7 protein-coding genes and 1 pseudogene are annotated in these 10,483 nt (G+C 67.7%); 7 read left to right on the forward strand and 1 reads right to left on the reverse strand.

Features of this window, described 5'->3' with window-relative positions:
* Window positions 1-163 precede the first annotated feature (163 nt).
* From GPA10_RS13945 to adh, 4 genes are all read left to right on the forward strand, one after another.
* Window positions 164-1,357 carry an ROK family transcriptional regulator gene (locus GPA10_RS13945; RefSeq protein ID WP_157165765.1) on the forward strand — a complete coding sequence of 398 codons (1,194 nt, stop codon included), beginning with the start codon at window positions 164-166 and terminating at the stop codon, window positions 1,355-1,357.
* Between the two features lie 712 nt (window positions 1,358-2,069).
* On the forward strand, window positions 2,070-2,639 hold the full coding sequence (locus tag GPA10_RS13950; RefSeq protein WP_198351602.1) for an N-acetylmuramoyl-L-alanine amidase: 570 nt from the start codon (window positions 2,070-2,072) through the stop codon (window positions 2,637-2,639).
* Between the two features lie 259 nt (window positions 2,640-2,898).
* A complete protein-coding gene (locus GPA10_RS13955) occupies window positions 2,899-4,179 on the forward strand; it encodes a GAF domain-containing protein (RefSeq protein ID WP_157165767.1) in 1,281 nt (426 codons plus the stop codon).
* A gap of 424 nt (window positions 4,180-4,603) precedes the next feature.
* Entirely contained in the window at window positions 4,604-6,127 is a 1,524-nt protein-coding gene (gene adh, locus GPA10_RS13960) for an aldehyde dehydrogenase (RefSeq protein ID WP_157165768.1), read from the forward strand.
* Window positions 6,128-6,297: 170 nt separating this feature from the next.
* On the opposite strand, the pseudogene GPA10_RS13965 reads toward adh, so the two are convergent.
* A pseudogene (locus GPA10_RS13965) lies at window positions 6,298-6,540 on the reverse strand (IS5/IS1182 family transposase); the annotation flags it as partial.
* A gap of 769 nt (window positions 6,541-7,309) precedes the next feature.
* Between GPA10_RS13965 and ltrA the strand changes: the two are divergent.
* The 3 genes from ltrA (at window position 7,310) to tgmC (ending at window position 10,327) form a co-directional block, all read left to right on the forward strand.
* The gene (ltrA, locus tag GPA10_RS13970; RefSeq protein ID WP_343040797.1) at window positions 7,310-9,082 is read left to right on the forward strand and encodes a group II intron reverse transcriptase/maturase; all 1,773 of its coding nucleotides are present in this window, start codon (window positions 7,310-7,312) and stop codon (window positions 9,080-9,082) included.
* Window positions 9,083-9,220: 138 nt separating this feature from the next.
* Window positions 9,221-9,358 (forward strand): hypothetical protein, encoded by a 138-nt coding sequence (locus tag GPA10_RS42435; protein WP_246259068.1) that lies wholly within the window; start codon window positions 9,221-9,223, stop codon window positions 9,356-9,358.
* Window positions 9,359-9,376: 18 nt separating this feature from the next.
* Window positions 9,377-10,327 (forward strand): ATP-grasp peptide maturase system methyltransferase, encoded by a 951-nt coding sequence (tgmC, locus tag GPA10_RS13975; RefSeq protein WP_343040798.1) that lies wholly within the window; start codon window positions 9,377-9,379, stop codon window positions 10,325-10,327.
* The last annotated feature ends 156 nt before the right edge of the window (window positions 10,328-10,483 follow it).

Here is a 10,483-nt window from a genome sequence, read left to right on the forward strand (position 1 = left end):
GCGGACGGGGTTCATGGGGCTTGACGGTACGAGGCGCGGCGGCACGGGGCGGGAGGGTACGGCGCAGCACGGTACGGAGGGGGAGGGTACGGCGCAGGAGAGTACGGCGCAGCACGGTAGGGAGCAGCAGGACAAGGGCCGGGAGGGCGCGGGGCGGCAGGACATGGAGCGGGGCAGACCGCTCGGCGCCGCGCGGAGGGCAGGGCTGCCCGACACCCAGCAGGGGATGCGCCGCCGCAACCTGTCACGCGTCATGCACGCCGTCGCCGCCCACGGCCCGCTCTCCCGGGCGGCGGTGGCGGCTCGGATCGGCCTCACCCGTGCCGCCGTGTCCACGCTGGTGGACGAACTGACCCGCGCGGGGCTCCTGGAGGAGCTGGGCCCCGAACGCCCCGGCCGGGTGGGGCGTCCCGGCTCGGCCCTCGCCGTCAGCGCGCAAGGGCCCGCAGGCGTCGGAGCGGAGGTCGGTGTCGATCATCTGGCCGTATGCGTGGTCGATCTCCGTGGTGCGGTACGCGCGCGTGCAGGGCGGCGAGTCGACAACCGGGGGCGTGCCCCGCGCCCCGTGCTGTGCGATCTCATGTCACTGGTACGGCAGGTGATCGCCGAAGCCGAGCAGGAGGGCCTGCGGCCGGCGGGCCTGGCGATCGCCGTTCCGGGCTTGGTCGCTCGGGACTCGCACACCGTTGCCCGCGCGCCCAACCTCGGCTGGCGCGACACGGACGTCGGTGCGCTGCTGCCCACGGGACTGCCCCTCGTCGTGGACAACGAAGCGAACTTCGGCGCCCTCGCGGAGCTGTGGCTCGGTACGGCGCCGCCCGCCGACTTCCTGCACGTGTCGGCGGAGATCGGCATCGGTGCCGCACTGGTCGTCGACGGACGCCTGCTCCGCGGAACCCGCGGCTTCGCGGGAGAGTTGGGGCACGTCCCCGTGTGGCCGGACGGACCGAAGTGCCCGTGTGGAGGCAGAGGCTGCCTGGAGCAGTACGCGGGCGAGGAAGCCGTGCTGCGAGCGGCCGGCCTGGCACCGGGTACCGACCGCGTCGGGCTGCTCGCCACGCGTGCCGCAAAAGGGGACGAGAGCGTGCGGGGGGCTTTGCGGGAGGCCGGGACGGCACTGGGCATCGCCCTCACGGGCGCGGTGAATCTCCTGGATCCGCGCGCGGTGATACTCGGAGGAGCCCTGTCACGCCTCGCACCGTGGCTCCTCCCTTATTTGGAGGCCGAGTTGGGCCGACGCATCGCTGGCCCGGGTTGCACCGTCACCGTCTCCCGCCTCGGCCCGGACGGACCACTGCTCGGTGCGGCGCACGCGGTGATCGGCTCGGTGCTCGATGATCCTGTGGGAGTTGCCTGAGGGGGAGCAAGGCGAGGAGGACGGCAGTGCCGGGCGGCGACGGCCCGCCGTCGAAAGTCCTCCTAGAACTCCTCAGGCTCCTCAGGCTCCTCAGGCTCCTCAGGCTCCTCAGGCTCCTCAGGCTCCTCAGGCTCCTCAGGAGCTGAACACCAACGCCACTGGTCTGAACCTCTCATGAGTTCACATCGCCCGAACGAGTGACCGGTTTTTCCACAAGCGCCGTCGCGTCCACAGATGCGCGACAAGCCCTTCCACCTCAACGGACAGGCGCCGTAACGTAATTCGTGCGAGGCCGCCCCGGCCAAGGCGCGAACCGCATGTCTGGCTGATTCAGGGGCGCCGAATGCAGCAAGCAGAGTGCCGATCAGCTGCTCCCCCACCGAGAGGCAGACCAGCCATGGATCGAGCAAGAGACCGATCGAAGGGCATCGCTGAGAAGGATCGCACCACTGAGAACACGGGCAGCGCTGCGAGCACGGGCAGCATGGGAAACACGGGCAGCGCTGAGAACACGGAAGGCACTGAGAACAAGGGCAGCACTGGGAACAAGGACAGTACTGAAAACACGGGAAGCGCCGAGAACACGAACACCACTCAGAACTCGGCATCCGCACTCACAGCGATATCCACACCCGCACCTGTCCCCGCGCAGGTCCGTGCCTCTTCCTCCGCGCGCACTCGCACCCCCACGCTCAGGCCGAGCAGACGCCGCCTGCTCCGGGGCGCGGCACTCGCCGCGATCCCCGCTGCGCTTCTCACCACGAGGCCGCACCCCGCGGTCGCAAGGCCTCGCGCAGTCGACTACCCGGGGGCCGAGTCGGTCCCGGCCAGCACCTCCAACTACACGGCCTCGAACCGCCCCACCAGCTATCCGATCGACTACGTGGTCATTCACGTCACACAGGAGACGTACCTCGACACCCTCGCCATCTTCAAGAACCCGGCCAAGAAGGTCTCCGCCCACTACGTGGTCCGCTCTACGGACGGGCACATCGCGCAGTGCGTCCGCGAGCGCAACGTCGGCTGGCACGCCGGCAACTGGAGCTACAACACACGGAGCATCGGCATCGAGCACGAAGGGTGGGTGGACCGACCGGAATACTTCACTGACGCAATGTACAAACGGTCAGCCGCCCTGACCTCGGCCATTTGCGAAAAGTACGGCATCCCCAAGAACCGTGAGTACATCATCGGCCACTCCGAGGTGCCGGGCGCCACGCACACCGATCCCGGCCGGTACTGGGACTGGACACGCTATATACGCATGGTCAACGTGGCCTGATATACGCGTGGTCAACGTGGCATGACGGCTCCGTCCACCGTGACGGCAAGGCCGCCAGACCTGACCACGGCAGCATCGCCTACGCCAGGAGGGGTGCACCGCAGCGCGGATCAGCAGCCCACGACACAGCGCGAAAGGCAACTGCAGACAACGGCAGACAACGGCTCGACATCACCCGGAGCCTGTGCACGCACGCTTGTCGGCTTCTGTTCCCGGGGTGACGATGGCAGCACCGCATCGCCGTCCCGGGAGGCTCGACTTGACCGATCCATGGGTGGCCCTGGAGCCCGGCACCGACCCGGCCGAGCGGGTGCGCACCATCCGTGTCGCACACGAACGGTTCACGGCGGCGGGCACCGTGGAGCGGCCCGTGCGCTCGGTGGTGGCGGAGTCCTGGCGCCGCTCGGCACGGGCACGGGTCAGCCCCGAGGACACCGGAGCCGCGGTCGAGCTGACAGCCGGAGATCTGGGTGCGTACCGGGCGGAGCATCCGCTGTCGCGGGTGATGCCGTTGTTCCGTGAGCTGATGGGCGGCTTCGCCAAGGACGGAGAGCACCTGCTTGCGGTGTGCGACGGGCACGGCAGGCTGCTCTGGGTCGAAGGACATCCGGCGACAAGGGCGCTGGCGGGGCGGATGAACTTCGTGGCCGGGGCACGGTGGGCGGAGTCGGCCATGGGAACGAACGCACCGGGGACGGCGGTCGCCGTGGACCGGCCGGTGCAGGTGTTCGCGACAGAGCACTTCGTGCGCAGGGTCCAGCCGTGGACGTGCGCGGCGGCGCCGGTGCACGATCCCCGGTCGGGCCGCGTGATCGGTGCCGTGGACATCACCGGAGGGGATGGCCTGGCGCATCCGCACAGCCTGGCGTTCGTCCAGGCGGTCGCGCGAGCGGCGGAGTCGCACCTCGCCCTGCTGGCGCCGCCCGTGGCGGATGACGGAGCACTGGAGCTGACCGCGCTCGGGCGGGACGAGGCGACGCTCGTCGTCGGCGGCCGCAAGGTGCGGCTGAGCCGGCGGCACAGCGAGATCGTGGTGCTGCTGGCCCGGCACCCGGAGGGGCTGAGCGGTGACGAGTTGCTGTGCGCGCTGTACGAGGACGAGTCGGTGACGCCGGTGACGTTGCGGGCGGAGCTGGCGCGGCTGCGGCAGGTGCTCGGACCCGAGGTGCTGCGGTCGCGGCCCTACCGGCTCGGGGCGCCGGTCACGTCGGACGTGGTGACCGTCGAGCGGCGCCTGGGTTGCGGGGCGGTGACGGCGGCCGTGTCCGCGTACCCGGGGCCGTTGCTGCCGGGGTCGCAGGCACCCGCGGTGGCGCGGTTGCGGCGGAGGCTGACGGACCAGGTGCGGGCGGCGCTGATTGCGCGGGGGGACCCAGATCTCCTGTCGGACTGGGTGCATGCGCCGTGGGGCGAGGACGACGTGGAGGTGTGGCGGGCGCTCGCGGCGGTGCGGCCGACGGCGCCCGTCGTGGCACGGCTGTGCGCCCTGGACGACGAGTTGGCGGCCGAGGCCGTGCCCAGGAACGGCCGACGCTCCTGAGCCGAAGCGCCCTCGCCAGGCCGGTCAGCGGCTCCGTGCTCGTTGCCGCAGCCGAGCAGCCGAGCAGCCGAGCAGCCGAGCAGCCGAGCAGCCGACCGACAGTCCCCCCGCCCGCACCCAGCCCGCAGCCCAACCGCCAACCAACAAGCCACGGCCCCATGGCCCATAGCCAACGGCCCATAGCCATCCGACCACAGCCCACGACCCACGACCCACGACCCACAGCCCACGGCCCACGGCCCACGGCCCTCAGGCGACAACTCTCAGCCCGCGGCCCCGCGCTCGATGCGACCTAAGTACAGGCCCCAGACCTCAGACCCCAGGCCCCAGGCGCAGGACCGCAACGTACATGCAACCTCCGCGTTCCTAGCCTCCCTCGGAGAGCTGCCCAACGGCGGGCAGCGTGTCCGGGGAGGCAGTCAAGATGGCCCGTTACGCAGCGCCCGGTACGGAAGGCGCAGTCGTCTCCTATCAGGCCCGGTACGACCACTACATCGGTGGCGAGTACGTGGCACCGGCGCGTGGGCAGTACTTCGAGAACCCGAGCCCGGTCAACGGACAGCCGTTCACCGAGGTCGCCCGTGGCACGGCCGAGGACGTGGAGCGTGCTCTGGACGCGGCGCACGCCGCGGCGCCCGCGTGGGGTCGTACGTCACTGGGTGAGCGCGCGGCGGTGCTGCGGCAGATCGCCGACCGCATGGAGGCCAATCTCGAGACGCTCGCGGTGGCGGAGAGCTGGGAGAACGGCAAGCCGGTGCGGGAGACTCTGGCCGCCGACATCCCGCTGGCCATCGACCACTTCCGCTACTTCGCGGGTGTGATCCGCGCGCAGGAGGGGTCGCTCAGCCAGATCGACGACGACACCGTCGCCTACCACCTGCACGAGCCGCTCGGTGTGGTGGCGCAGATCATTCCGTGGAACTTCCCGATCCTGATGGCCACGTGGAAGCTGGCGCCCGCGCTGGCGGCCGGGAACGCGGTCGTCCTGAAGCCCGCCGAACAGACGCCCGCCTCGATCCATGTCTGGCTGAGCCTGATCGGCGACCTGCTGCCGCCGGGCGTGGTCAACGTCGTGAACGGTTTCGGCGTGGAGGCGGGCAAGCCGCTGGCGTCCAGCCCACGGGTGGCGAAGGTTGCGTTCACCGGGGAGACGACGACGGGGCGGCTGATCATGCAGTACGCCTCGGAGAACATCAAACCCGTCACACTGGAGCTGGGCGGCAAGAGCCCGAACATCTTCTTCGACGACGTGTGGGCCGCCGACGACGACTTCCGCGACAAGGCGCTCGAAGGCTTCACCATGTTCGCGCTCAATCAGGGCGAGGTGTGCACGTGTCCGTCGCGGGCCCTGATCCAGCAGGGTCACTACAGCGAGTTCCTGGAGGCGGCGATCGCGCGGACCGAGGCGATCAAGCCGGGGCATCCCCTCGACACCGACACGATGATCGGCGCGCAGGCCTCCAACGACCAGTTGGAGAAGATCCTTTCGTACCTGGACATCGGCCAGCAGGAGGGCGCCAAGGTCCTCACGGGCGGACAGCGCATCGACTACGACGGTGAGTTGGCGGGCGGCTGGTACGTGCAGCCCACGATCTTCGAGGGCAACAATCGGATGCGGATCTTCCAGGAGGAGATCTTCGGTCCGGTCGTGTCCGTGGCATCGTTCAACGACTTCGACGACGCCATCAAGATCGCCAACGACACCCTGTACGGCCTGGGAGCCGGGGTCTGGACGCGGGACATCAACAACGCCTACCGCGCGGGCCGCGCCATCCAGGCGGGCCGCGTATGGACGAACTGCTACCACGCGTATCCGGCGCACGCGGCGTTCGGCGGGTACAAGCAGTCCGGCATCGGCCGCGAGACGCACAAGATGATGCTGGAGCACTACCAGCAGACGAAGAACCTCCTCGTATCGTATTCGCCGAAGAAGCTCGGCTTCTTCTAGGCGCGAGAAAAGGGCGCCTGACCAGGGCAGTTACCTGTCAGGCGCCCTTCACAGCGCTCTGCTAAGCGGTAAGGCGAAACACACCTATACTCCCGATATCTCTCACTGGTATCCCACCTCTGACCAGCTGTTCCGGGGCATTTCCGGGCCAGGATCGCTAAGAGGATGTCTCACGTGGTGTGTTTCGTGAGCTTCTTGTAGCAGGTCAGGGCGGCCGCGAGGCCGAGGAAGGCGAGTAAGTGCGATCCCTTGCGCTCGTATCGAACCGTGAGGCGGCGGTAGCCGAACAGCCAGGCAATCGACCGCTCGATCTTCCAGCGGTGACGGCCGAGCCGTTCGCTCGATTCCACTCCCGGGCGGGCGATGCGCGCGACGATGTTGCGCTCGCGGAGCCAGGCCAGGTGGGCTGGTCTTCGGCTGCTTCGACTTCGCCGTGGACCGCGAAGGCCGATGGGTCTTCCTGGAGTGCAACCCCTCGGGACAGTGGGCCTGGCTCGGTGCGACACGAAGTCGCGCATTACGAGTGAACTCGCAGATTGGAGACCGGATGTAGGCCGGATGCGTAGTTCCTGACCAGTGTTCGGGTCAGTCCCCGCCCTGGCGTGCTCTCGCAGGTCCTGCTTGCTGAGGGTGCGGAGCCCAGGGAAGAAGCCCAAGGGCCCCCGCTCCGTCCGGGGGAGCAACCGGGCAAGGGGAAGGCCGGACGGGCGAACGTAAGTGAACCCCTGTTGATGCCTCGTTAGCCCAAGCCTTGGGAGACGGGATGGAAACCAGGGTGCGAGCCTGGCCGCTGGAGGAGGCGGCGAGCGGCGACCGGATACTAGCCATCGGTCGTGAGGACACCGCTGGCCCCGGGGTATAAGGGGCGCCCAACCCGGCCGTTGCTCGTATGCGTGGAACGTGGAAACCCCGTCGAGGTCCGGGCCTTCCAGCCCGGTAGGCCGATCGTAAGAGGGGCGGAATCCCTCGGCGGGACAGGAAGCCCAAGAAGCAGATGCCGGCGGCCGAAAGGCAGCGGGACCCGGGAAGTATGACCACCCCTCCAGGCGGTCGTCGCGGGGAACCGGCCGGATGCCGGTCCTGACGGCCGGACCCGAAAGGGAGCTGACGTGGGCTGGTGAGCCTTTGAACGTCGAGGCCATGAGGTCTCACGAACCGAGGGGAAAGTTGGACACCGTAGAGGTGAACGGACCCAAGGACGTTTCCGAGTGGGACGCCATCGTTTGGCGGTATCACGAGGAAAGCGTAGTGAGGCTAAGGCGGAGGATCTTCAAGGCGACGCCGGAAGAGGACTGGGCTGCAGTTCGGTCCTTGCAGAAGTTGATGCTGAGATCATGGTCGAACACGCTGGTCAGCGTGCGGCAGGTGACCCAGCGCAATGCGGGACGCCGGACGGCCGGGATCGACGGAGAAACCGCTCTGTCGCCCGAGGCCAGGATGAGGGTGGCACTGCGGGTCCACCACACTCGTTCATCCTGGGACCCATTGCCGGTCCGGCGCGTGTACATTCCGAAGGCCAATGGAAAGCAACGTCCGCTCGGAATTCCGGTGATTATGGATCGATGCCACCAGGCGCGTGTCCGTAGTGCGCTGGAGCCTGAGTGGGAAGCGCGGTTCGAGCCGAGGTCATATGGGTTTCGGCCGGGTCGTGGTTGCGCGGACGCAATCGGTTCCCTCTATACCACGCTCAAGGGCTCCCGAGCCAGGCGGCTGTGGATTTTGGATGCCGATCTGTCCGCCGCGTTTGACAGGATCGGCCATGAACCGCTGCTGGAGGCGATCGGGTCCTTTCCCGCCAGGGACATGATCCGAGGATGGCTCAAGGCAGGGGTGGTCGAACAGGGCCTGCTCACGCCAACCGAAGAGGGCTCCCCTCAAGGCGGTGTGATCAGCCCGCTGCTGATGAACGTGGCACTTCATGGGTTGGAAGAAGCTGCCGGAGTTCGCTATCTGACAACTGGCGCCAGCGCCGGGGAAACAGTTCGAGGGGCTCCAATCTTGGTGCGATACGCCGACGACATGGTCGCTTGCTGCCACTCCCGGCAGCAAGCGGATGAGGTCAAGGCGCGGCTTGCAGCGTGGCTGGCACCCAGGGGATTGACCTTCAACGAGGAGAAAACGCGCATCGTTCACCTCTCTGAAGGGTTTGACTTCCTGGGCTTCACGTTACGCCGATTCCGCGACTGCAAACTGATCATCACGCCAAGCAGCAAGGCGGTAAAGCGGATACGGAAACGGCTCGCGGACGAGATGCGCAACCTTCGCGGATCGAACGCGACGGCGATCATCGCCAAGCTCAACCCGATCATTCGAGGATGGGCGGCCTATTACCGAGGGGTGGTGTCCAGCTGGATTTTCTCATCACTGGACTCCTATGTGTGGCGGCTCACCTATAAGTGGGCGAAGCACTCCCACCCCAACAAGCCGAAGAAGTGGATTGTGCGCCGCTACTACGGCAAGTTCAATAAGTTCAGAAACGACCAATGGGTATTTGGTGACCGCAGCGAGGTCGGTAGAAGCGGCGGCACTTTCCATGTGGTCAAGTTCGCCTGGACGAATATCGTCCGGCACCAGCTCGTCGCCGGTGGAGCATCACCTGATGACCCCGGTCTGAGCGATTACTGGGCCAAAAGGCGGAGGAAGGTCAAACCCCCGCTGGACAGCTACAACTTGAACCTGCTCGCCAGGCAGGACAATCGCTGTCCACTCTGCGGGGATCACATCCTCTCCGCCCACCAGCCGCCGCAATCCCCGCGTGAATGGGAACGTTGGTGGCTGAACATCGTCCGCAGAGCGATAGCTGCCAGCTATCTCACTCACCATGGACGGCGTGGCATGCCGGACGGACCGCAAACACGCCTCGTACATGACTCCTGCCGTCGAAGCCTCCGGGCCAGAAAACGCAGGAATCCCCCGGCTTCTGCACCACCACGCACGCCCTTGGGGCTTGCTTGAGCCGTGTGCCTGGAAAGCGGGCACGCACGGTTCTGAGGGGGGACCGCCGCAGCAATGCGGCGGTCCTACCCGACAGGCGGAAACCGGCCGGCCGATGGTCGCGACCATGGCCAATCTCCTGGAGAGGAAGACCGCGACATGAGCGAGGACAAGGCGCTCCGCCTGGCCCTGGCCGAAAAGATCGCCGCCAACTCGTCGTGGCGGGACGCTGTCGAGCGTGTGCCCCGGCACGAGTTCCTGCACGGCGGGTTCTTCGAGCGCGTCAACGGGCCATGAGCGACCCCGTGGAGCCCGGTGCTGCCGGAGAATCCTCGCTGGCTCAAGCGCTGCTACGACGACTCCCTGGTCACACAGATCGCCGGGACGATCGTGCCCGCGGACATCCGCGGCGAGATCCTGCGGGCCCCCACGTCATCCAGCACCATGCCGGGACTCGTCGTCCGAATGCTGGATGACCTGCACGTCACCGACGGGCACAAGGTGCTGGAGATCGGAACCGGTACCGGCTACTCCACCGGGCTCCTGTGCCACCGTCTCGACGACGACCAGGTGACCTCCGTCGAGGTCGACGCAGACGTGGCGAGCGCGGCCCGCATCGCGCTGGGACGAGCCGGTTTCCACCCGCACCTGGTGACCGGGGACGGCCTGAACGGCCACCCGGACGGGGCCCTGTACGACCGCACCATCGCCACCTGCGGCCTCACCAGCGTGCCGTACGCGTGGGTGGAACAGACCCGACCGGGAGGGCTGATCCTGGCCACCGTGAGCGGGTGGCTGTACTCCTCAGAACTGGCCCGCCTGACCGTGGGCGACGACGGAAGCGCCCGCGGGTCACTCCTCGGCGGTGGCATCTCGTTCATGCTCGCGCGGCCACAGCTCCCGCCGCCACTCGGCACCCTCCCCGACATGGACGCCGGGGACGAACTGCCCGCGGTCCTCGGTGCCGGTGTGCTGGAGGATTGGACGACGCGGTTCGTCGCGCAGATCGCCGCGCCAGGCGCCCAGCGCTTCACCTTGCAGCACAACGGAGGCACCGATCACGTCCTCTTGGACGTCGGGTCCGGGGCGTGGGCCGCGCTCACGCAGAAGGAGGGCGCCTGGACCGTCCGGCAAGGCGGCACAGAACGCCTGTGGGACGCAGTGGAAGAGCAGGTGGCTGCCTGGCGATCCGACGGTGCGCCGGGTCTCGAACACTTCGAGGTCACCGTTTCTCCCGAGGGTCAGACCATCACCTGGACTACGTAGATGGAGCGGACCCACCGTGCTGTGCACGGCTAGAGATCATTAATGGTGGGTGTTCTCGGCTTGGTGACGGGTGAGTGCGGGTTCGCTATGCCGTAGGTATGAGGTATCCGGATGGTGGCGGTCTCACCGCCGAGGAGCGGGCTCGACGGGAGCGTG

Source organism: Streptomyces typhae (genome assembly GCF_009755605.1).
In the GTDB taxonomy this organism is placed as follows: domain Bacteria; phylum Actinomycetota; class Actinomycetes; order Streptomycetales; family Streptomycetaceae; genus Streptomyces; species Streptomyces typhae.

What these genes read in the sequence shown, in the direction of transcription:
- GPA10_RS13945 (WP_157165765.1), top strand. Translation starts at nt 164, where the DNA reads ATGGAGCGGGGCAGACCGCTCGGCGCCGCGCGGAGGGCAGGGCTGCCC.
- adh (WP_157165768.1), top strand. Translation starts at nt 4,604, where the DNA reads ATGGCCCGTTACGCAGCGCCCGGTACGGAAGGCGCAGTCGTCTCCTAT.
- GPA10_RS42435 (WP_246259068.1), top strand. Translation starts at nt 9,221, where the DNA reads ATGAGCGAGGACAAGGCGCTCCGCCTGGCCCTGGCCGAAAAGATCGCC.